We start from the raw sequence: 20,660 nt of genomic DNA on the forward strand, positions 1-20,660 counted from the left end.
CTATGACCAGCACCTTCATCCTCTTCGACGTCGACGGCACCCTGATGGACGCAGTCGAGAACCAGCGGCGCGTCTGGCACGCCTGGGCCGCCCGCCACGGGCTGGACGGGGACGAGGTGTACGCCGTCGCGCTGCGGACGCGGCCGGTGGAGACGTTCGCGGCCGTCGCGCCCGACGCCGATCCCGACGAGTGCCTCGCCCTCCTGCACGCGCTGGAGGACGAGGACGTACGGACGGGTACGTACAGCGCCTTCGACGGCGCGGCCGAGCTCTTGAACGCCCTGCCCGCCGACCGGTGGGCGCTGGTGACGTCGAACTACGAGCACCGGGTGCGCGGCCGGTTCGAACGGACCGGGCTGCCGCTGCCCGAGCTCATCGTGGACGCGGCCTGCGTCCGCGAGGGCAAGCCCTCCCCCGTGCCGTACCTGACCGCCGCCGAGAAGCTGGGCGCGGACCCGGCCGACTGTCTCGTGATCGAAGACGCGCCGTCCGGCGTACGGTCCGGGCGGGCGGCCGGGATGACGGTCTGGACCGTCAACACGCCCACGGCGGCAGAGGGCTCCCACCGGCATTTCGCGACGCTCGCGGAGGCCGCCCCCGAGATCCTGGCGAGCGTCCGGACGCGCTGACCGACGCCGTACGGGGGCGGTGGGATAGGAGTGGGCTGAGGGGGGTGGTGTTGGGTGCGGGTCTTGGGTGCTCGGGGTGTCCGTTGCTGGTGGGCTTCTGGGTCGGCCGCCCTCTCTCCGAGTGTGGCCCCCTCCGCCGGCCCCTCAAGGGCGCTCCTTCGTCGCGTCGCTGCGCGATTCCGCTTCGCTCCACCCTTGACCGGCCGGCTCCGGGGTCCTTTACACACCCCCACCACCACCCCCCGCCCTACCCCACCAACTTCCCCTCCGGCTCAGCTCAGCCCAGTCGGGCGTCCGCGTACACGTCCATCGCCGCGCGCTGGTACTCGGCGAGCCCTTCGGCGATCCGGTCGAAGTTCGCGCGGAACCTCGGGTCCTCCGCGTACGTGGCGCCCAGGCCCCGGTACGCCTCCGCGGTCGGGGTCCAGAAGCGGCACACGCCCCGGTAGTGGGCGTCCACCTCGGCCTGCACCGCCGGGTCGTCGGCCGGGGTGCCGGCGGCCATGAACTCGGCGAAGCGGATCATCTGCGCGGTGACCTCGCGCTGCCACTCCTCGCCGGCCTCCGCGGTCAGCTCCTCGACCGCCTTCCGGGACTCCTCGTACGCCTCCGGCCATCGTTCCCTGACCTCGGCTTCCATCTCCGGGTCGGCCTGGAAGCCCTCGAAGAGGTTCTCCGGTCGGTTGATCTTCGTCATGGTGTCCTCGTCCTCGCTCTCCTCAAGTTCGGCGATGGTGCGGGCCACCGTCCTGGCCAGGGTGGCGATCCGTTCCCGCTCCGCCAGCAGCCGGGCATGGTGCTCGCGGAGCACCGCCACCCGGTCGGCCCGGCTGTCCAGGACGGCCCGGATCTCGCGCAGCCCCACGTCCATCTCCCGCATGAGCAGGATCTGCTGGAGGCGCAGCAGCTGGGACTCCTCGTAGTAGCGGTGTCCGTTGCTCGCGGTCCAGGCGGGCGGCAGCAGACCGATCTCGTCGTAGTGCCGCAGGGTCCGGGTGGTGACCCCGGACATCCGGGCCACGTCCGCGATCGACCAGGCCGTCATCGGTGGTGTCCTCCCGTCGCCGGGGCCGGTCGGTCCGACCCCGTACGAAGACCGTAGGAGTTTCCGCAGCGTCAACCGCAAGCCCGTCGCCGCACTCCGCCACCACACCCGCCGATGCTCCGCCACCAGCGCCCCGCCGACGCTCCGGCACCCTCTCCCGGCCCCGACCCGCCCCCTCCCCCACCCGACCGTTCCGGGCACGGCTTGTCGGGTCCTGGGAGGGTGGTCCTTCCTACGGTGAAGGCACCAGAAGGAAGGACGCGGGCGTGCTGGAGGAGCTGAACCGGGCCCTGGACCACGTGGAGCACCATCTCGACCGCGAGGTGGACGTCGCCGAGGCCGCCCGGATCGCGATGACGTCGGAGTACCACTTCCGGCGGCTGTTCTCGGCGCTCGCCGGAATGCCGCTCTCCGTCTACGTACGGCGTCGGCGCATGACGCTGGCCGGTGCCGAGGTGCTGGCCGGGGAGCGCACGCTGCTCGACATCGCGGTGCGGTACGGCTACGGGTCGGGCGAGGCGTTCGCCCGGGCGTTCCGCTCCGTGCACGGGGTGGGGCCGGGCGAGGTCCGGCGCACGGGAGCGGTGCTCACGTCACAGCCGCGGATGTCCTTCCGTGTCGTCGTCGAAGGGAGCAGCACCATGCGGTATCGGATCGTCGAGAAGGACGCCTTCCGGATCGTCGGCAGGAAGGCCCGGATCCCGCTCGTCCACGAGGGGGTGAACGCGGCCGCCGCGGCGCACGTGGCGAACCTGGGCGAGCAGGCGATCGTACGGATGAAGGCGCTGTCCGACCGGGACCCGGAAGGGGTCCTGTCGGCGGTGGAGCACCTGTCCGACAGCCGCGAGGAGGGGGCGGAGGTCGACTACTGGATCGGGGTGGCCACCGGCCCGGGGACGACGGCCGAGGACCTCGACGTCCTCGACGTGCCGGCCGGGACCTGGGCGGTCTTCGACAACCGCGGGCCCTACCCGAGCGCCCTCCAGGAGTTGTGGCGGGACGTCTTCACGCAGTGGTTCCCCTCGAACCCGTACGCGAGCCGGCCGGGCCCGGAGCTCCTGAAGACCCAGCCGGTGGAGATCGGTGCGGAGACGGGCTCCCAGCTGTGGGTGCCGGTGGAACGGGTCACGGGCTGACCGCTGGGCCGGCCCAGCGGTCAGCCGGCCCAGCGGTCAGTCCGCTCGCCGGGGCCTGAAGACAGGGACGTGGAGGACGCCCTCGCCGAGATCGCCTTCCGGAAGCCGTTCGCGGCGGAAGGCGACCTCCACGTCCATGCCGATGCGCAGGTCCCGCTCCGGGCAGTCGACGATCTCGGTCATCATGCGCGGGCCCTCGGCCAGGTCCACGACGGCCGCCACGTAGGGGACGCGGTCGCCGAAGGGCGGGAGGTCGTTGCGGTGGACGACGGACCAGGTGTAGAGCACCGCGCGGCCGCTCGCCCGGCGCCAGGTGACGGCGTCGCTCCAGCAGTGGGGGCAGAACTCGCGCGGGTAGTGGTGGGCGCGGTCGCAGGCGGCGCAGTGGCGCAGGAGGAGGCGGCCCTCGGCTGCGGCGTCCCAGTAGGGCCGGGTGAAGGCGTCGATGTCCGGGAGGTTCGCGGGGGTGGGGGTGGCCGTCATCAGAAGAGTCCGATCGCGTGGTCGAGGGACCAGGTCTGCCAGGAGACGGCGAAGAGGGCGACGAGGGAGATCAGCCCCATCATGGCGTTCTGCCCCTGCTCGGCCCAGTCGTGGATCATCAGGGTGAGATAGAGGAGGTTGAGGAGCAGGCCGCCGATCAGGGCGACGGGGGTGAGGAGGCCGGTCACCAGGCCCAGGCCGAGGGCGAGTTCGGCGTGGACGACCATGTACGCCATGAGTCGGGGGCGGGGCGCGACGACGGTCTCGAAGCCCTTCCTCACGAGCGGCCACCGGTGGTCGGCGGCGACCTCGGCGGCCCAGGAGATGCCGGTGCCGCGCTCGAACCATCCCTTTCTGTCCTTGTGGCGCCAGCTCTCCAGCCACCACAGGCCGAGGCCGATGCGGAGGACGGCGAGCCATTCGACGCCGGTGAGCCAGACGGTCTGCATGCGCGAGCCTCCCGGAGACACGGACCTGACGGTACGTCAGTTCAGCGCAGGAGCAGTCCGGGCACAAGAGGGAGGCGGGTGACGGGGTCGCGTGACCGATTCGCAACCGAAACCCGTCTTGACCGAGACCCACAGCGTGTACACGTCATTACGCTCAGAATTCATGGTCACCACCCCCCAAGCACCACCCTCACAGGCCGTCCACCCGGTGTACGTCATCGGCGGCGGCCCCGGCGGACTCGCGGTCGCCGCCACCCTGCGCGCCCGTGGCGTCCGCGCCGTCGTCCTGGAGAAGTCCGACGCCGTCGGCGCCTCCTGGCGCGGGCACTACGACCGGCTGCGCCTGCACACCACCCGGCGCCTGTCCGCGCTCCCGGGCCTGAAGATTCCGCGCTCCTACGGGCGTTGGGTCGCACGGGCGGACGTGGTCCGCTACCTGGAGGCGTACGCGGAGGAGCACGAGCTGGAGATCGTCACCGGCGTCGAGGTCTTCCGCGTCGAGCGGGACGGCACGGACTGGGTGCTGCACGCGACCGGGGGACGGCGCATGGTCGGCAGCGCCGTGGTCGTCGCCACCGGCTACAACCACACCCCGCGACTGCCGGCGTGGCCCGGCCGAGGCACGTACGAGGGCGAGCTCAGGCACGCGCGGGAGTACCGCAACCCGGTGCCGTACGAGGGCAAGGACGTCCTGGTCGTGGGCGTCGGCAACACGGGGGCGGAGATCGCCGCCGACCTGGCGGAGGGCGGTGCCGCCCGGGTGCGGCTCGCGGTGCGGACCGTTCCGCACATCGTGCGCCGCACGACGCTGGGCTGGCCCGCCCAGCGCAGCGGCATCCTGGTCCGGCGGCTGCCGGTGGGGCTGGTCGACCTGCTGGGCCGGGGGCTCGCCAGGTTCGCGTCGCCCGACCTGAGCGCCCACGGACTGCCCCGCCCGGACACGGGCCTGGCGACCCGCACGCGGGCGGGGGCGGTGCCGGTGCAGGACGTCGGCCTGGTCGCCGCCGTCCGGTCCGGGAAGGTCGAGGTCGTCGCGGCCGTCGAGGCGTTGGACGGCCGCGAGGTCGTCCTCGCGGACGGCAGCCGGATCACCCCGGACGCGGTCATCGCCGCCACCGGCTACGACCGCGCCCTCGAACCGCTCGTGGGCCACCTGGGCGTCCTGGACGCGGCCGGCCGCCCGCTGACCCGCGGATCCCGCTGCCCGCGCACGGCACCCGGGCTGTACTTCATCGGATTCACCAACCCGATCAGCGGGATGCTGCGGGAACTGGCGAGGGACGCGGAGAAGATCGCGCGCCGGATCGCGAAGGGACGCCGCTAGCGGGGACGGTGGCGCCGGGCAGGCGGACGACGCGGCGGGGCGTCGGACACGCGCGGCCCGGCCCACGCCGACACGGCGGGGCGGGGCGGCGGGCACGCGGCAGCCCAGCCCACGCGGACACGGCGAGCCCAGAACAGCGAACACACAGCAGCCCGGCCCCACGCGTCACATGGCGGGGCGGGGCGGCCCCCGGCGCGCCACGGGCGGCCCCCGGCGGCCGCCGCTCCCGCCGTTCCGGCGGGGCCGCGCGGCGGTCGCGCACCCGCGGCGGCGGGGGGGCGTAAGGTGCCGCTGCGCAACCGCTCGGGCGGCTGGGGACGTCACCTCTCACGTCCCACCCGTGTCAACGAAAGGCACCGAACCGTGCGTCCCACCCGTCGGACGATCCTCGCCACCGGCGCCGGTGCGGCCTTCGCCGCCGCCCTGCCCCTGACCCCGGCGCACGCCGCACCGGGCCGCCCCCGGCAGCGGTTGCGCGCCCTGGAGCAGGAGCACGGCGCCCGCCTCGGCGCGTACGCGTACGACACCGGCAGCGGGCGTCTGGTGACGTACCGCGCCGACGAACGCTTCCCCATGTGCTCGCTGTTCAAGACCCTGTGTTCGGCGGCGGTCCTGCGGGACCTGGACCGCGACGGCGAGTTCCTCGCACGGCGCATCCACTACACGCAGGAGTACGTGACACGCTCGGGCTGGTCGCCGATCACGAAGGACCACGTGGCCACCGGCATGACGGTGGCCCAGCTGTGCGAGTACGCGATCACCCACAGCGACAACACGGCCGCCAACCTGCTGCTGCGCGAGCTGGGCGGCCCGACGGCCATCACCCGCTTCGCCCGCTCCATCGGCGACGAGGTGACCCGGCTCGACCGCTGGGAGCCGGAGCTGAACTCGGCCGAGCCGTGGCGCGAGACGGACACCACGACCCCGCGCGCGATCGCCCGCTCGTACGCCCGGCTGGTCCTGGGCGGGGCCCTCGCGCCCGACGACCGGCGGCGGCTGACCGGCTGGATGCTGGCCAACACCACCAGCGACGAGCGGTTCCGCAAGGGGCTGCCGGCCGACTGGACGCTGGCCGACAAGACCGGCGGCGGCCGCTACGGCGGCAACAACGACGCGGGCATCGCCTGGCCCCCGGGACGGCCGCCGGTCGTCCTGGCCGTCATGACCACCAAGCCCGCCGAGGACGCGGCGGCGGACAACGAGCTGGTGGCGCGAGCGGCCGAGGTGCTGGCGGACGCCGTGACCCGGTAACCCGTCCCGTCGATCCCCCGGCCCCCCGCGCCCCCAGGCGCCCCGTCCCTCCCGTCCCCCTGCCCTCCACCCCTCCGGTCCGCGCGGCGCACCCTCGGACCGGCCCGGCCGCCCCGTACGCCCTATTCCTGACTGACCGTCAGTTGAGTAATCTGACTACTCGTCAGTTGGGGCCGGGGCGGCTCCGGTCTTCGGGATGGGCGGTGCGGAACGATGCTGGGATCGACTCACGGGACCTTCACGACCGACCTCCGGGCCCGCGTGGACGCCTGCGGCGAACAGCCGGACCGGACCGCCGTGCACGGTGTCGCCGCCGCCGAGGGCGACACCGACGTCAGCGGCCGGCCGCTGCACGCGCCCGTGCCCGACCTCGACCGGTTCTTCCGGCCGCGGGTCGTGGCCGTGGTCGGCGCCTCGGACGCCGAGGGGCGGCCCAACACCGGCATCACGAGGCAGTTGCTCGACTGGGCCGGGCGGGTCGGCGCACGCGTGGTGCCCGTGCACCCGACCCGGACGAGCGTCTTCGGGATCGACTGCCTGCCCTCCGTCGACGGTCTCGGCACCCTCGGCGAGCCCGTCGACCTCGCCGTGCTCCTGGTCGCCGACCCGCTGCCCGTCATCGAGCGGCTCGCCGAGGCCGGGGTGAGGTTCGCGGTCGCCTTCGCCTCCGGCTTCGCCGAGACCGGCGAGGCCGGGGCGCGGGCCCAGGAACGGCTCGCCGCGGCCGTCGGACGGTCCGGGATGCGCCTGCTCGGCCCCAACACCAACCTCAACGCCTTCGAGCGCTTCCGGGACGACCTGGAGGGACCGGCGGTCGCGCTGATCACCCAGTCCGGACACCAGGGCCGGCCCGTGTTCACGATGCAGGAGCTCGGCGTCCGGCTCTCCCACTGGGCGCCCACCGGCAACGAGGCCGACCTGGAGACCGCCGACTTCCTCTCGTACTTCGCGCACCGGCCCGAGGTCGGCGCCATCGCCTGTTACGTGGAGGGCCTCAAGGACGGCCGTTCCTTCCTGCTCGCCGCCGACCAGGCCGCCCGCCGCCGGGTGCCGGTCGTCGCCGTGAAGGTGGGCCGCACCGAGGCCGGGGCGCGGATGGCCGCCTCGCACACCGGCAAGCTCACCGGCGCCGACCGGGTCGTCGACGCGGCCATGCGGCAGTTCGGGGTCATCCGGGTCGACGGGCTCGACCAGCTCCAGGACACCGCCGCCCTCCTCGCCCGCGCCCGCAGGCCGCTCGCCGAAGGCGTCGTCGTCTACTCCATATCCGGCGGCACCGGCGCCCACTTCTCCGACCTGGCGACCGCGGCGGGCCTGAAGCTGCCCACGCTGTCGGCCGCCAAGCAGGACGAACTGCACCGGTGGATCCCGGAGTACCTGAGCGTGGCCAACCCCGTCGACAACGGCGGGCACCCGGTCGGCGACTGGCGCGGCCGGAAGATCATCGACGCGATCCTCGCCGACCCGGAGGTGGGCGTGCTGATCTGCCCGATCACCGGGCCCTTCCCGCCGATGAGCGACAGACTGGCGCAGGACCTGGTGGACGCGGCCGAGCGGACGGACAAGCTGGTCTGCGTGGTGTGGGGCTCGCCGGTCGGCACCGAGGACGCGTACCGCACGACCCTGCTCGGTTCCTCGCGGGTCGCCACCTTCCGGACCTTCGGCAACTGCATCGGCGCGGTGAAGGCGTGGCTCGACCACCACCGCTTCACCACCGGCTACCGCTCCCCCTTCGACGAGGCCCCGCGCACCCCGTCCCCGTCCCTCCGCAAGGCCCGGGCCCTGCTCCGGCCCGGCCTGCGGCTGAGCGAGCACGCGGCGAAGCAGCTGCTGCGGGCGTACGGGATACGGGTGCCCCGCGAGCAGCTGGTGACCAGCGCCGCCGCGGCCGTACGGGCGGCGGGCCTGGTGGGCTACCCCGTCGTGATGAAGGCGTCGGGCGCCCGGCTCGCGCACAAGACGGAGCTGGGGCTCGTGAAGGTCGGACTGACGTCCGCGAGCCAGATCCGGGACGCCTACCGGGAGTTGACGGACATCGCCCGCTACGAGGACGTCGACCTGGACGGCGTCCTGGTGTGCCAGATGGTGGGGCGGGGGGTCGAGATGGTGGTGGGCGTGACGCACGACTCCCTGTTCGGGCCGACGGTGACGGTGGGGCTCGGCGGGGTCCTGGTGGAGGTCCTGGACGACACGGCCGTGCGGGTGCCGCCGTTCGGGGAGCGACAGGCCCGGGACATGCTGGGCGAACTGCGCGGGCGGGCGCTGCTCGACGGGGTGCGGGGAGCTCCGGCGGCGGACGTGGACGCGCTGGTGGAGGTCGTGCTGCGGGTGCAGCGCATGGCCCTGGAACTCGACGGGGACCTCTCCGAGCTGGACATCAATCCGCTGATGGTGCTGCCGCGGGGGCAGGGGGCGGTGGCCCTGGACGCGCTCGCGGTGTGCCGGTAGACGAGGAGTTGCCGTGCCGGACGTCCTGCACGCCGTGGAGAACGGCGTCTCGTGGATCACGCTCAACCGCCCGGAGGCGATGAACGCGGTCACCTGGGAGCAGCGGGAGCGGATCGTCGCCCTGCTGGACGACGCCTCGGCCGACCCGGGGGTGCGGGCGGTGGTCCTGACCGCCACGGGGCGGGGCTTCTGCGCGGGGGCGGACCTGCGCGGGGGGCCGTCCGTCTCGGCGGAGGACCGGGTCACGGGGGACGTGGCCCGGATGATCCGGCGGGGCGCGCAGCGCTTCGTCGGGGCCGTACTGGACTGCGAGAAGCCGGTGATCGCGGCGGTGAACGGGACGGCCGCCGGGATCGGGGCGCACCTGGCGTTCGCGTGCGACCTGGTGCTGGCGGCGGAGTCGGCGCGGTTCGTGGAGGTGTTCGTGCGGCGCGGGATCGTGCCGGACGGTGGCGGGGCGTATCTGCTGCCGCGGCTGGTGGGGCCGCAGCGGGCGAAGGAGCTGATGTTCTTCGGTGACGCGCTGCCGGCGGCCGAGGCGCGGGCGATGGGCCTGGTGAACCGGGTCGTCCCGGCCGAGGACCTGGAGAAGACGGCCCGCGCCTGGGCCGACCGCCTCGCCCAGGGCCCCACCCGCGCCCTCGCCCTCACCAAGCAGCTGGTCAACGCCTCCCTGGACGCGGACCGGACGGCCGCGTTCGTGGCGGAGGCGGCGGCGCAGGAGATCTGCATGACGACGCGGGACGCGCGGGAGGGCGTGGCGGCGTTCGTGGAGCGGCGGGCGGCGGAGTTCGAGGGACGGTAGGGGGTTCGGGGGACGGCAGGACCGGGGGTTCGGGGGACGGCAGGGCCGGGGGTTCGGGGGCTTCTCATCTGACGGGCCGTCAGCTTCAATGGGGTGGTGATGGGACACGCTGGGATGGCGGCCACCGCCGTCCGATACCTCAGGTCGGCCGGTGCGGTCGTGGGCGCCGGCACGGCCGCGGACGCCCTTCCCCGGCCCGCGTTGCGGGCGGTACGGGAGGACGAACGGCTGCCGGTCGATCCCGCCGCGTTCCGGCGCGTGCTCGGGAACTTCGCGAGCGGGGTCACGATCGTCACCGCCCTCGACGGGGACGGCCCGGCGGGCTTCGCCTGCCAGTCCTTCGCCTCGCTCTCCCTCGACCCGCCGCTGGTCGTCTTCATGGTGGCCCGTACGTCGACCACCTGGCCCCGGATCGCCCGCGCGGGCCTGTTCTGCGTGAACGTCCTGGGAGCGGAGCAGGCCGCCCTGTGCCGGGCCTTCGCGGTGAGCGGGGCCGACAAGTTCGCCGGCGTGACCTGGACCCCGGCCCCGGCCACCGGCTCCCCCCGCCTCCCGGACGCCCCCGCCTGGATCGACTGCACCATCACCACGGTCCACACGGGCGGCGACCACCTGATCGTGGTGGGCCGCGTGGAGGCCCTGGGCGCCACGGAGGCCGGGGAGCCGTTGCTGTTCCACCGGGGGCGGTTCGGGCGGTTCGCGGGCTAGCGCCCGGACCGCCACCGGAGTGACCGCGTGCGGGCGCCGCTCGTTCGGGTGGCTCCGGGCGCGGCCCCGCCTCAAGACGCGGCAGCGGGAGCCGGCCGAGATCGAGCGTGCCCTGCCGGCTGGGGGCCGTTGCGTCGCCCAGGAACACACCGTCGACGAGGAGTGGCCCGGTGACCGGCCGCGCAGGCCGGGCCCGCTCGCGGGAGGACGCGCCGCGCGGTCCCGAGGCCGCTACCGCGTACGAGGCGGCTCGGATCCGGTTCGAACCGGGCCGCTCCGTACGAGAGCGGCGGGAGGAGCCGGGCATGCGCCGGCACGTCGGGGTCGAGCCGATGGACCGAGCCGCCGGCTGACCGAGCCGCCGTCACCCGTTCGTTCCGGCGGATCGAGGGCCGGGGTCAGCCCTCGATGACGCCCGCCCACAGTCCGACGCCGCCGAGCCCGAAGGCCGTGAGGACCACGAGGGTCCCCCACAGGAGCACCGTGACGAAGGAGCCCCGCCGCGCGCGCCGCGCCACGACCGCGGCCGCCGCCAGGCACACCCATGCCACCAGCCAGCCCCGCCACCCGCCGAACGGCCACAGGATCGCGCCCGCGGCCCCCGTCAGGAGCACCTGCCACCCGAGCGCCGGTCCCCCGACGCGCCGTCCGGCGCCCTCCGCGAGCAGTACCGCCGGCGCCACCAGCGCCGCCGACGCCAGGGCCGCCGCGACCAGCACGAACACGGCGAAGAACGGCATGAACAGCAGGGTCCACGCACTGACCGCCTCCTCGCCGGGCTCGGGCTCCCGGGTTTCCCCGAACACCAAACCCAGCACCAGCGCGAACGCGGCCTCCAGGAACAGCACGAGCATCGACACCGTCACCATCCGCCGGAAGGTGCGCCCCTCCGCCCCGGCCCCGCCGCCACCCACCAGTTTTTCTGAACGCATTCAAATCCCCTCCCGGCCCGCATCCTCCTCCATGCGGACCAGGGCCGTGCACCCGGGGTGCCCTACGGGGTGGGGTCAGGTCGCCGGCAGGGCCCGGGGGGCGCTCGGGCGCCTGATGACCAGGGCCATCAGGGCCGCCGCCGCGCAGAGGGCGCCCGAGGCGTACCAGACGGGGTCGTAGGAGCGGAAGACGTCGCGGGCGACGCCGCCCGCGAAGGCGACGACGGCGGCGCCGACCTGGTGGGAGGCGAGGACCCAGCCGAAGACGATGGCGCTGTCCTCGCCGAAGTGCTCGCGGCACAGGGCGATGGTCGGCGGCACCGTGGCGACCCAGTCGAGGCCGTAGAAGACGATGAAGAAGAGCATCGGCGGGTGCACCGCCGGGGCCAGCAGCATCGGCAGGAACAGCAGCGAGATCCCCCGCAGCGCGTAGTAGACGGCGAGCAGGCGGCGGGTCTCGAAGCGGTCGGTGAACCAGCCGGAGGCGATCGTGCCGACGACGTCGAAGACGCCGATCACGGCGAGCAGCCCGGCCGCTGCCGTGACCGGCATGCCGTGGTCGTGCGCGGCGGGGACGAAGTGGGTCTTGACCAGGCCGTTCGTGGAGGCGCCGCAGATCGCGAAGGTGCCGGCGAGCAGCCAGAACGGACCCGTGCGGGCGGCCTTGAACAGGACGGTCACGGCCCGGCGGGCGGCGCCCGGCACCGGTGCGGGCTTCTCGGCGTACTCACCGCCGTACGGGGCGAGCCGCACGTCCGCCGGGTGGTCGCGCAGCAGCAGCCACACGAACGGCACGACGGCGAGCGCGGACAGCGCGACGGTGACGGCGGCGGGGCGCCAGCCTTGGTGCTCGACCAGCCAGGACAGGAGGGGCAGGAAGACCAGCTGCCCCGAGGCCCCGGCCGCGGTCAGGATGCCGGTGACCAGGCCGCGCCGGGCGACGAACCAGCGGTTGGTGACGGTCGCGGCGAAGGCGAGGGCCATGGAGCCGCTGCCGAGACCGACGAGGACGCCCCAGTAGAGGACGAGCTGCCAGGCGGCCGTCATCCCCACGGTGAGCAGTGAGCCCAGCGCGATGACCGACAGCGCCACCGCGACGACCCGGCGGATGCCGAAACGGTCCATCAGCGAGGCGGCGAACGGCGCCGTCAGGCCGTACAGCGCGAGGTTCACCGACACCGCGAAGCCGATCGTGCCGCGCGTCCAGCGGAACTCCGAGTGCAGCGGCTCGATGAGCAGGCCCGGCAGCGAGGCGAAGGCGGCCGCGCCGATGATCGTGACGAAGGTGACGGCCGCGACGAACCACGCGCGGTGGATGCGCGGAGGGCGCGGCCGGTACGAGACGGGGGCGGGGGCCGGGGGCGGGGTTGTCTGGGTCACGTCACCCAGCATCGAGCCGGGGACCGTGGCCGACCATTGGCCCGGATGACAGCTTTCCAACAGATCGGGCCATCGGCACCCGGCCCGCCGCACCGGCCCACCACCCCGCCGGCCACACCGGCCCGCCACACCGCCAGGCGCACCGGCCCGCCACCCGGCCCGCGCTCCTCACACCCGCGGCAGCGTCCTGATCGGCCGCACGAGAAGCAGCGCGACCACCACCAGGACCGCGATCCCCGCCCCCGCGAGCAGCACCTCCTCCGTGCCGAGGACCGCCGCCACCGGCCCGGACAGGCTGCGCCCCACGCCCATCATCAGCAGGGATCCGGCCACGTCGTAGGCGTGCATGCGGTTCAGGGCGTCCTGCGGCACGTGGGTCTGCACCGCCGTCGACCACATCACCAGCCAGAAGGCGAAGGCCGCGCCGCCGACGAACTGGCCCGCGTGCAGCAGCGGCACCGGCGCGCCCGCGCCGAGCAGCAGCAGGTTCACCGGCAGCCCGAGCAGGGCGACCGCCCCGGCGGCCAGCGGGCGGACCGGCCGCAGGCGCAGCGCGAGGAGGCCGCCGACCGCGCTTCCGGCCCCGCCCGCGGCCATCAGCACGCCGTAGGTGGCCGAGCCGTGCTCGCCGGTCACCAGGTTCGCGGTCAACGGCACCATCGGTCCGGCGACGGTCAGCCCGTACACCGTCCAGATGGCGATGACGCCCCACAGCCAGCTCCGCGACCGGAACTCCCGCCACCCGAGGGCCATTTCCGAGCCGAGCGAGCCGCGGCCTGCCCCGTCCGAGGGAAGGGGTGCAAGCCGCATCAGCGTGAAGCAGACGGCGCTGACGGCGAAGGTGGCCGCGTTGACGGCGAAGGCGGCGCCCGCGTTCCACAGGGCGACGAGCAGACCGGCGAGCGCCGGGCCCGCCATCGTCATGAGGGCCTCGACGACCCGCAGGACCGCGTTGGCCCGCTGCACGTCGGGGGCGATCCGCGGGATCGTGGAGGCGACGCCCGGCTGGAACAGGGCCGCGCCGACACCGGCGACGGTGGACAGCGCGTACACGGCCCACAGCGGCGGGCTGCCGAGCGCGAAGGTGACCCCGAGGAGCACGGCGCCGGGCAGCCGGAGCAGATCGGCGAGGATCATCATGCGGCGGGCCGTGAAGCGGTCGGCGAGGACGCCGCCGAAGAGGACGAAGACGGCGAAGGCGGCCGTCCACAGCCCGAGCGCGTAGCCGACGGCCGAGCCGGGGTGGCCGGCGCCGAGGAGGCCGGCGGCGAAGGCGACCGGGACCATGCCCTCGCCGAGGACGGCGACCGCGCGGGCGACGAAGAAGAGCCGGAAGTTACGGTTCCAGAGCGCGGCGGGTGCGGGCGGGCCGGTCCGGACGGCAACCCCGCCGGGCTCTGCCGGCACGGGGCCCGGTCCGGATCCGGCCGGCGCGGGAATCCGTTCGCCGGCCTCAGACTTGTACGTGTTGTCCGTCACGAAGAGACACAGGTACCAGCCTGTGGTCTAAACCACCACTGCTTTATGGAGGGAGTACGCCGTGCCGCCACCGCACCGGCCCCATCGCGTCGCCGTCCTCGCCCTGCCCGGCCTGCTCCCCTTCGAACTGGGCATCCCGCACCGGATCTTCGGCCGCGCCAAGGACCCCGGGGGCCGGCCGCTGTACGAGACCGTGACCTGCGCGCCGGTCGTCGGACCGGTCCGGACCGACGCCGACTTCGCCATCCACGTCGAGCACGGACCGGAGGCCCTCGCGACCGCCGACACCGTCGTGGTGCCCGCCTCCTACGAGCTGGGCCCGGTCTACGAGGAGGGCAGGCTCACCGAACCGCTGGCCTCGGCCCTCGCCCGCATACGGCCGGGGACGCGGCTGGTGTCCATCTGCACCGGCGGATACGTGCTGGCCGCGGCCGGCTACCTGGACGGACGGCCCGCCACCACCCACTGGGCCTCCGCCGACCACTTCCAGCGGCTCTTCCCGCGGGTGCGGGTGGACGCCGACGTGCTGTTCGTGGACGACGGGGACGTGCTGACCTCCGCCGGCGTGGCCGCCGGGATCGACCTGTGCCTGCACATCGTCCGCCGCGACCACGGCACGGCCGTGGCCAACGAGGTGGCCCGGCGCACCGTCGTGCCCCCGTACCGGGACGGCGGCCAGGCCCAGTACGTCGAGCGCCCGGTGCCCGATCCGGCGGTCTCCACCACGACGGCGGCCCGCGCGTGGGCGCTCGCCCACCTCCACGAGCCGATCCGTCTGCGGGACCTGGCGGTACGGGAGTCGATGAGCGTGCGGACCTTCACCCGCCGGTTCCGCGACGAGGTCGGCACAAGCCCCGGCCAGTGGCTCACCCAGCAGCGGGTGGAACGGGCCCGGCACCTCCTGGAGACCACCGACCTGCCCGTCGACCAGGTCGCGCACGACTCCGGCTTCGGCACCGCCCAGTCGCTGCGGGTGCACCTCCAGGGCGCGATCGGGGTGACCCCGACCGCCTACCGGCGCACCTTCCGCGCGGCCGGCTCCCCGGCCTGAGCCTCCTGCCCGGCCCGGACCGCCTCCCCGGCCTCGGCCGCCTCCGTGCCGAGCGGGGGGATCCGCCGCTCGCCCCACAGCCCGAGGGCGGTGAGCGCCAGCGTGAGGACGACCCCGCACAGGATCGCCGTGGACGGGGCGACGACCTCGAGGAGGGCTCCCGCGAGGGTGCCGCTGGCCGCGTAGCCGGCCCCCACGGCCGCGTACATGACCGAGTACCCGGCGGCGAGGGCCTGCGGCGGCAGGATCTGGCGCAGGGCGAGGTTGCGGGTCAGCATGGCGGGTGCCTGGAGGAGACCGGCGGCGACCAGGGTCACGCCGATCGCGGCCGCCCAGGGCAGGACGGCGACGAGGGCGACACCGGCCGCGACGCCGCCGACCAGGACGGCGGACTGCACGGGCAGCCGGCCGGGCCAGGAGTCGCGCAGCCCGTACAGGAAGGCGCCGACGGCCGAGCCGATGGAGAACCCGGCGAGCAGCGGACCGGCCCAGGCGAGGGGGACGGCGCGCTGTTCGAGGAGGGCGGGCAGGATCAGTTCGGCGAGGGCGAGCAGGGTGAGGCCGGCGGCGCCGGTGACGTACACGGGCCAGGCACGGGCGAGCACCCGGCCCCTGGCCGTGCCCGGCTCTCCGGTCCGGGACCGCCGGGTGGTCCGGCGAGCCCCGGGCTTCCCGGACCCTCCGTCGTCCTCGGCCTCCTTGGCTCCCTCGGTCTCCGTGGCTCCCTCGGCCTCCTTGACTCCCTCGACCTCAGTGGCCTCCGTGGCCTCCCGGGTCGACCAGCCGGCCGGCAGCAGCCACAGTCCCGCCACCGACAGGGCCATGAGTACGGCCTGGAGCAGCGGTGGTACGGCCGGGGCGACGCCGAGGGCTAGTCCGGTCGCGAGGGCCGGGGCGGCGGCCCAGATCCCGAAGGTCAGCACCGATTCCAGGCTCATCGCCTGGGTGACGGCCCGCTGCGGGACCATGCCGGTCAGCAGCGCCCGCAGGCCGCCGGGCGCCGCGGCGGGTGCCGCGCCCGCGAGGAAGGCGAGCGCGCCGAGCAGCACGGGATGGCCCTCGCCGCCGACGACCCCGAGGCCCGCGAACCCGGTGGCGCCGACGGCGAGGCCGACCGCGAGGTGGGGCCGGGCCCGTTCGGCGTCGAGGCGGACGCCGAGGACGGGTGCGGCGACGATCTCCCCGACCACGTACACGGCGGCCAGCACCGCGCCGAGGCTGTAGCCGCCCGGCTGTTCCCGCACCAGGAAGACCAGCGCGAGCGGAGCCATGGCGACGGGCAGCCGGGCGGCGGAGGCGACGCCCGCCCAGGCGAGGACGGGACGGGTGGCGAGCTCGCGGTAGGACATGCCTCAGGACCGTAGCGACGTACGCCCGTGTGCCCCAGCCGATTTCCGGCGCGGGGTGCGCAACGGCCGGACGGTTCAGAAGGTGAGGACGGCCCGGGCCACCTCACCGCGCGCCGCGTCCCGCGCCGCCCGTGCGAAGTCCTCCACCGGGTAGGTGGCGGTGACGAGTTCGTCGAGGAGCAGGCGGCCGGCGCCGTAGAGCTCGGCGTAGAGCGGGATGTCCTTCTGGGGGCGGGAGGAGCCGTAACGGCAGCCGAGGATCGACTTGTCGAGGAACATCGCCGCCGGCGGGAAGCTCGCCTCGGCCTTCGGTGGGGTCATGCCGAGGAGGACCGCCTGCCCGTGCCGGTCGAGCAGGTCGACGGCGGTGCGCACGAGTCCGGTGTGGCCGACGCACTCGAAGACGTGGTCGGCGCCGGTGGGCAGGATCTCGCGGACGCCGTCCGTCGAGGTCAGGAAGTGGGTGGCGCCGAAGCGGAGGGCGGCGGCCTCCTTCGCCGGGTTGGTGTCGACGGCGACGACGGTCGTCGCGCCGGCGATCCGGGCGCCCTGGAGGACGTTGAGGCCGATGCCTCCGGTGCCGAGGACGACGACGGTCTCGCCGCGGTCGACCCGGGCGCGGTTGAGTACGGCTCCGACGCCGGTGAGGACACCGCAGCCGATGAGGGCGGCGGAGGTGAGCGGGACGGTCTCGGGGATCTTCACGGCCTGGACGGCCTTGACGACGGTCCGTTCGGCGAAGGAGGAGTTGGCGGCGAACTGGAAGAGCGGCTTCCCGTCGCCGCGCCGCGAGAAGGGCCGGCCGGGCATCCCGATGGCCTTGCGGCACATGGTGGGCCGGCCGCGGTCGCAGTCGGCGCAGGCGCCGCAGTTGGCGAGGGTGGACAGGGCGACGTGGTCGCCGGGGCCGACGTGGGTGACTCCGGGGCCGACGGCCTCGACGACTCCGGCGCCCTCGTGGCCGAGGACGACGGGCACGGGGAACGGGATCGTGCCGTCGACGACCGACAGGTCGCTGTGGCAGAGCCCGGCGGCGGCGACGGCGACGAGCACTTCGCCGGGTCCGGGGGGCCGTACGTCCAGGTCGTCGACGACCCGGACCTCCTTGCCGTCGAAGACGACACCTCTCATGTCCCTGCACCTCCGTCGATGGACCGGATCCGTACGCGCCTGCGCGCTTCCGACCGCCCCGCACCCCCGCCGGGGGAGACGGCCCCCCGCGGGAGGACCGTCCGCACGGGGCGCGGGCCGCAGGGGCGCCGCTACGCGTTCGGGCGGGAGCCGTTCGCCGCCGCCCTGGTCATCTCCTCCAGGTGCCGGAGCATCGGCATGGGGTCCGTGCCCACCGTCCCCGGCAGGAAGTTGGCGATCCGTTCCGGGGTCCAGCTGCCGCTCTCCGCGTAGGCGGCCCGCAGTTCTCTCGGCTGGGCCCAGACCGCGATCTTGGGGCCGGCGACCGTGTAGACCTGGCCGGTGATCCTCTCCGTCCTGGCGCGGTCGGAGAGGAGGTACACGACGAGCGCGGCCACGTCCTCCGGCTCGCCGATCTCCTTGAGTTCCATGGGCACGTTGGCCGACATGCGGGTGCGGGCCACGGGGGCGACGGCGTTGGCGGTGACGCCGTACTTGTGGAGGCCGAGGGCGGCGCTGCGGACGAGGGAGATGACGCCGCCCTTCGCCGCCGCGTAGTTGGCCTGGGCGACCGAGCCCTGGTGGTTGCCGCTGGTGAAGCCGATGAGGGTGCCGGAGCCCTGGCGGCGCATGACGGCGGAGGCGGCCCGGAAGACGGTGAAGGTGCCCTTGAGGTGGGTGGCGACGACGGGGTCCCACTCCTCCTCCGTCATGTTGAAGAGCATCCGCTCCCGCAGGATGCCGGCCACGCACACGACGCCGTCGATCCGCCCGTACTCCGCGAGCGCCACGTCCACGACCCGCTGTCCGCCCGCCATCGTCGAGATGTCGTCGGCGACGGCCACCGCACCGCCTCCGGCCGCCTCGATCTCCTTGACGACCGCCTCGGCGATCTCGCTCGTGGGCTCGGCGCCCTCGACGGAGACCCCGTAGTCGTTGACGACGACCTTCGCACCCTCGGCGGCGCAGGCGAGGGCGACCGCGCGGCCGATCCCCCGGCCCGCTCCCGTCACGGCGATGACCTTTCCTGCCAAGAAGTTCCCCACGCCCGGCCCCTTCCCGCATTTTCTGACGGTCCGTTAGATTCGTGCGCCGAGAGGATTCTACGACCCGTCAGATACCGGAGTACAAGACCTCGGAGGCCCCCGATGTCCGTCACCAGCGCTCTCCCACCGGAATTCCACGCCATCGCCGCGCGCGTGAACAACTGGGGCCGCTGGGGCCGCGACGACGAGATCGGCACCCTCAACCTGATCACCGACGCCGTGGTGCGCGAGGCCGCCGCGACCGTCCGGACCGGCCGGCGGATCCCGCTGGCCGTCGAGCTGAAGCAGGACGGCGTGCAGACCGGCGTGATCCCCGGCCGGGTCAACCCCCTGCACGTCATGGTGCAGGTCAACCAGGAGCTCTTCGGCCCCGGTACGGTCGCCACCAGCGACGACGCCGTGACCCTCGGGCTCCAGGCGGGCACCCACTGGGACGCCCTGACCCATGTCTCGCACTCGGGTCGGATCTACAACGGCCGCCCCGCCGGCACCGTCACCGCGCACGGCCGCGCCGAGTTCAGCGGCATCCACACCGCCCGGCACATCGTCTCGCGCGGGGTGCTGCTCGACGTGGCGGCGGCCAAGGGCGTCGACCGGCTGCCCGGCGACCACGCCGTCACGCCCGAGGACCTCGACGAGGCGGCGGAGTTCGGCCGGGTCACCGTACGGTCCGGTGACATCGTGCTCGTACGGACCGGGCAGATCCGGGCCTACCTCGCCGGCGACAGGCACGGTTACGCCTTCCCGTCGCCCGGCCTGTCCGTGCGGACGCCCGAGTGGTTCCGTGCCCGGGACGTGGCGGCGGTCGCCAACGACACGCTCACCTTCGAGATCTTCCCCCCGGAGATTGAGGATCTGTGGCTGCCCGTGCACGCCCTCCACCTGGTCGAGATGGGCATGCTCCAGGGGCAGAACTGGAATCTGGAAAAGTTGTCCACAGCCTGTGCACGGGAACGCCGCTACGCGTTCCTGCTCTCCGCGATGCCCGAGCCCTTCGTGGGCGGCACGGGCACACCGGTGGCACCGGTGGCCGTGCTGTGAGGGGAACGACTCCCCGGAGGGGGCTCTGCGGGTGGCGGCGCGCTCGCGCGCGCCCCGAGCACGGCACGACCGCCGCCACCCGTCACGACCCGCGTGCGCCGAGGGGCCACGCCCCTCGACTCCCCTCGCAGAGCGAATCGCTCACCCAAGGGTGGTCAATTCGCCATGAATCGTCAACAGCGCACCCGGAAGGGTGACACCTGCGCTCCCTGGTCCGGGACCGGTCCCACGGCCTGGGCGGCGACGGGGATCGCGATCGGGGCCACCATCTGGTCCGGGAGCGGGGCCGGGGCCCGGTCCACCTCGCACCAGATGCTCTTGCCCGCGCCCTCGCGCTGCCAGCCCCACCGGTCCGCGAGGCCGTCCACCAGCTCGAGGCCGCGCCCGTTGGTGTCCTCGCCGGCCGCGTGCCGGGGCGTCGGCGGGCGGTCGCTCGTGTCGGCGACCTCGACCCGCACCCCGCCCCCGCCGAAGAGCATCCTGAGCACGGCCGGGCAGCCCGTGTGCACCACCGCGTTGGTGACCAGCTCGGAGATGAGCAGCACGAGCGTGTCGGCCAGCGGCTCGTCGTCCCCTATCCCCGATCCGGCCAGCCGCGAACGCGCCCACCGCCGGGCGCGCCCCACCTCTGCCGGGTCCGGCCCGACCTCCAACTGAACCTGAAGCACCTGCACCGTTCACACCATCCGAACCGGCGTCCTCGACGACCTAACGGAACGTGATTCCCTTGTGGGACAGCATGGTTGACGTACAGTCACCGCAACAAGCGCTTCGGGCATATTCCAGCGCGAAGGAGTACGCATGGTCCATACTGTGCGACGCACATTCCGGGGAGTCGAACAGGGGCGCCCGATGCGCCTCCACGGGGCACGAGCGGCGGGCATTCCCGAACCCGGAGCCGCCGCAGGGGCGGCACCGGCGCGATCCGGGCCCACAAGCACTCGCATCCCACGGAGCGTACCGGAGGCGGAGG

Annotated in this window: 20 protein-coding genes; 10 read left to right on the top strand and 10 right to left on the bottom strand. The window is 74.1% G+C overall.

Annotated features, from left to right (window positions below):
* Positions 1 to 2 precede the first annotated feature (2 nt).
* Positions 3 to 629 carry an HAD-IA family hydrolase gene (locus tag ABD954_RS14325; RefSeq protein WP_345486410.1) on the top strand — a complete coding sequence of 209 codons (627 nt, stop codon included), beginning with the start codon at positions 3 to 5 and terminating at the stop codon, positions 627 to 629.
* A gap of 277 nt (positions 630 to 906) precedes the next feature.
* Here the strand turns inward: ABD954_RS14325 and ABD954_RS14330 are convergent, their stop codons facing one another.
* Positions 907 to 1,674, bottom strand: coding sequence for a MerR family transcriptional regulator (locus ABD954_RS14330; RefSeq protein ID WP_345486411.1), 768 nt, complete (start codon positions 1,672 to 1,674; stop codon positions 907 to 909).
* A 266-nt stretch (positions 1,675 to 1,940) separates the two neighbouring features.
* Between ABD954_RS14330 and ABD954_RS14335 the strand changes: the two genes are divergently transcribed.
* Positions 1,941 to 2,810: an AraC family transcriptional regulator gene (locus ABD954_RS14335; RefSeq protein WP_345486412.1), complete on the top strand. Its 870-nt coding sequence runs from the start codon at positions 1,941 to 1,943 to the stop codon at positions 2,808 to 2,810.
* A gap of 36 nt (positions 2,811 to 2,846) precedes the next feature.
* Here the strand turns inward: ABD954_RS14335 and ABD954_RS14340 are convergent, their stop codons facing one another.
* Entirely contained in the window at positions 2,847 to 3,293 is a 447-nt protein-coding gene (locus ABD954_RS14340) for a Zn-ribbon domain-containing OB-fold protein (RefSeq protein ID WP_345486413.1), read from the bottom strand.
* Positions 3,293 to 3,742: a DoxX family protein gene (locus ABD954_RS14345; protein ID WP_345486414.1), complete on the bottom strand. Its 450-nt coding sequence runs from the start codon at positions 3,740 to 3,742 to the stop codon at positions 3,293 to 3,295. Before ABD954_RS14345 ends, ABD954_RS14340 begins: the two co-directional genes overlap by 1 nt.
* Before the next feature lie 163 nt (positions 3,743 to 3,905).
* Between ABD954_RS14345 and ABD954_RS14350 the strand changes: the two genes are divergently transcribed.
* The 6 genes from ABD954_RS14350 (at position 3,906) to ABD954_RS14375 (ending at position 10,631) form a co-directional block, all read left to right on the top strand.
* Positions 3,906 to 5,066 carry a flavin-containing monooxygenase gene (locus tag ABD954_RS14350; RefSeq protein ID WP_345486415.1) on the top strand — a complete coding sequence of 387 codons (1,161 nt, stop codon included), beginning with the start codon at positions 3,906 to 3,908 and terminating at the stop codon, positions 5,064 to 5,066.
* A 363-nt stretch (positions 5,067 to 5,429) separates the two neighbouring features.
* Positions 5,430 to 6,317, top strand: a complete 888-nt coding sequence (gene bla, locus ABD954_RS14355) for a class A beta-lactamase (protein ID WP_345486416.1) — start codon at positions 5,430 to 5,432, stop codon at positions 6,315 to 6,317.
* A 213-nt stretch (positions 6,318 to 6,530) separates the two neighbouring features.
* The gene (locus ABD954_RS14360; protein ID WP_345486417.1) at positions 6,531 to 8,765 is read left to right on the top strand and encodes an acetate--CoA ligase family protein; all 2,235 of its coding nucleotides are present in this window, start codon (positions 6,531 to 6,533) and stop codon (positions 8,763 to 8,765) included.
* 13 nt (positions 8,766 to 8,778) lie between these two features.
* Positions 8,779 to 9,570, top strand: a complete 792-nt coding sequence (locus tag ABD954_RS14365; protein WP_382745616.1) for an enoyl-CoA hydratase/isomerase family protein — start codon at positions 8,779 to 8,781, stop codon at positions 9,568 to 9,570.
* Between the two features lie 114 nt (positions 9,571 to 9,684).
* Positions 9,685 to 10,278 carry a flavin reductase family protein gene (locus ABD954_RS14370; RefSeq protein WP_345492170.1) on the top strand — a complete coding sequence of 198 codons (594 nt, stop codon included), beginning with the start codon at positions 9,685 to 9,687 and terminating at the stop codon, positions 10,276 to 10,278.
* Between the two features lie 170 nt (positions 10,279 to 10,448).
* Positions 10,449 to 10,631, top strand: a complete 183-nt coding sequence (locus tag ABD954_RS14375; protein WP_345486418.1) for a hypothetical protein — start codon at positions 10,449 to 10,451, stop codon at positions 10,629 to 10,631.
* Positions 10,632 to 10,676: 45 nt separating this feature from the next.
* Here the strand turns inward: ABD954_RS14375 and ABD954_RS14380 are convergent, their stop codons facing one another.
* From ABD954_RS14380 to ABD954_RS14390, 3 genes are all read right to left on the bottom strand, one after another.
* On the bottom strand, positions 10,677 to 11,210 hold the full coding sequence (locus ABD954_RS14380) for a hypothetical protein (protein WP_345486419.1): 534 nt from the start codon (positions 11,208 to 11,210) through the stop codon (positions 10,677 to 10,679).
* A gap of 75 nt (positions 11,211 to 11,285) precedes the next feature.
* Positions 11,286 to 12,602 (bottom strand): MFS transporter, encoded by a 1,317-nt coding sequence (locus ABD954_RS14385; protein WP_345486420.1) that lies wholly within the window; start codon positions 12,600 to 12,602, stop codon positions 11,286 to 11,288.
* A 156-nt stretch (positions 12,603 to 12,758) separates the two neighbouring features.
* Positions 12,759 to 14,030 carry an MFS transporter gene (locus ABD954_RS14390; RefSeq protein WP_382745651.1) on the bottom strand — a complete coding sequence of 424 codons (1,272 nt, stop codon included), beginning with the start codon at positions 14,028 to 14,030 and terminating at the stop codon, positions 12,759 to 12,761.
* A gap of 100 nt (positions 14,031 to 14,130) precedes the next feature.
* Here ABD954_RS14390 and ABD954_RS14395 point away from each other — a divergent pair, with 100 nt between their 5' ends.
* Complete coding sequence (locus ABD954_RS14395) at positions 14,131 to 15,120, top strand: GlxA family transcriptional regulator (RefSeq protein WP_345486422.1); 990 nt, start codon at positions 14,131 to 14,133, stop codon at positions 15,118 to 15,120.
* On the opposite strand, the gene ABD954_RS14400 is transcribed toward ABD954_RS14395, so the two are convergent.
* From ABD954_RS14400 to ABD954_RS14410, 3 genes are all read right to left on the bottom strand, one after another.
* Positions 15,081 to 16,469: an MFS transporter gene (locus tag ABD954_RS14400; RefSeq protein WP_345486423.1), complete on the bottom strand. Its 1,389-nt coding sequence runs from the start codon at positions 16,467 to 16,469 to the stop codon at positions 15,081 to 15,083. The genes ABD954_RS14395 and ABD954_RS14400 overlap by 40 nt on opposite strands.
* 75 nt (positions 16,470 to 16,544) lie before the next feature.
* Positions 16,545 to 17,600 carry a Zn-dependent alcohol dehydrogenase gene (locus ABD954_RS14405; RefSeq protein WP_345486424.1) on the bottom strand — a complete coding sequence of 352 codons (1,056 nt, stop codon included), beginning with the start codon at positions 17,598 to 17,600 and terminating at the stop codon, positions 16,545 to 16,547.
* Between the two features lie 131 nt (positions 17,601 to 17,731).
* Positions 17,732 to 18,646, bottom strand: coding sequence for an SDR family oxidoreductase (locus ABD954_RS14410; protein WP_345486425.1), 915 nt, complete (start codon positions 18,644 to 18,646; stop codon positions 17,732 to 17,734).
* A 102-nt stretch (positions 18,647 to 18,748) separates the two neighbouring features.
* On the opposite strand from ABD954_RS14410, the gene ABD954_RS14415 reads away from it, so the two are divergent.
* Positions 18,749 to 19,687, top strand: a complete 939-nt coding sequence (locus ABD954_RS14415; protein ID WP_345486426.1) for a cyclase family protein — start codon at positions 18,749 to 18,751, stop codon at positions 19,685 to 19,687.
* Positions 19,688 to 19,860: 173 nt separating this feature from the next.
* On the opposite strand, the gene ABD954_RS14420 is transcribed toward ABD954_RS14415, so the two are convergent.
* The gene (locus ABD954_RS14420) at positions 19,861 to 20,361 is read right to left on the bottom strand and encodes an ATP-binding protein (RefSeq protein ID WP_345486427.1); all 501 of its coding nucleotides are present in this window, start codon (positions 20,359 to 20,361) and stop codon (positions 19,861 to 19,863) included.
* Between the last annotated feature and the right edge of the window lie 299 nt (positions 20,362 to 20,660).

The organism is Streptomyces roseoviridis (genome assembly GCF_039535235.1).
Lineage (GTDB): Bacteria > Actinomycetota > Actinomycetes > Streptomycetales > Streptomycetaceae > Streptomyces > Streptomyces roseoviridis.

What these genes read in the sequence shown, in the direction of transcription:
- ABD954_RS14340 (WP_345486413.1), bottom strand. Translation starts at nt 3,293, where the DNA reads ATGACGGCCACCCCCACCCCCGCGAACCTCCCGGACATCGACGCCTTC.
- ABD954_RS14405 (WP_345486424.1), bottom strand. Translation starts at nt 17,600, where the DNA reads ATGAGAGGTGTCGTCTTCGACGGCAAGGAGGTCCGGGTCGTCGACGAC.
- ABD954_RS14325 (WP_345486410.1), top strand. Translation starts at nt 3, where the DNA reads ATGACCAGCACCTTCATCCTCTTCGACGTCGACGGCACCCTGATGGAC.
- ABD954_RS14415 (WP_345486426.1), top strand. Translation starts at nt 18,749, where the DNA reads ATGTCCGTCACCAGCGCTCTCCCACCGGAATTCCACGCCATCGCCGCG.
- ABD954_RS14385 (WP_345486420.1), bottom strand. Translation starts at nt 12,602, where the DNA reads ATGCTGGGTGACGTGACCCAGACAACCCCGCCCCCGGCCCCCGCCCCC.
- ABD954_RS14330 (WP_345486411.1), bottom strand. Translation starts at nt 1,674, where the DNA reads ATGACGGCCTGGTCGATCGCGGACGTGGCCCGGATGTCCGGGGTCACC.
- ABD954_RS14400 (WP_345486423.1), bottom strand. Translation starts at nt 16,469, where the DNA reads ATGTCCTACCGCGAGCTCGCCACCCGTCCCGTCCTCGCCTGGGCGGGC.
- ABD954_RS14370 (WP_345492170.1), top strand. Translation starts at nt 9,685, where the DNA reads ATGGCGGCCACCGCCGTCCGATACCTCAGGTCGGCCGGTGCGGTCGTG.
- ABD954_RS14360 (WP_345486417.1), top strand. Translation starts at nt 6,531, where the DNA reads ATGCTGGGATCGACTCACGGGACCTTCACGACCGACCTCCGGGCCCGC.
- ABD954_RS14345 (WP_345486414.1), bottom strand. Translation starts at nt 3,742, where the DNA reads ATGCAGACCGTCTGGCTCACCGGCGTCGAATGGCTCGCCGTCCTCCGC.
- ABD954_RS14380 (WP_345486419.1), bottom strand. Translation starts at nt 11,210, where the DNA reads ATGCGTTCAGAAAAACTGGTGGGTGGCGGCGGGGCCGGGGCGGAGGGG.
- ABD954_RS14350 (WP_345486415.1), top strand. Translation starts at nt 3,906, where the DNA reads ATGGTCACCACCCCCCAAGCACCACCCTCACAGGCCGTCCACCCGGTG.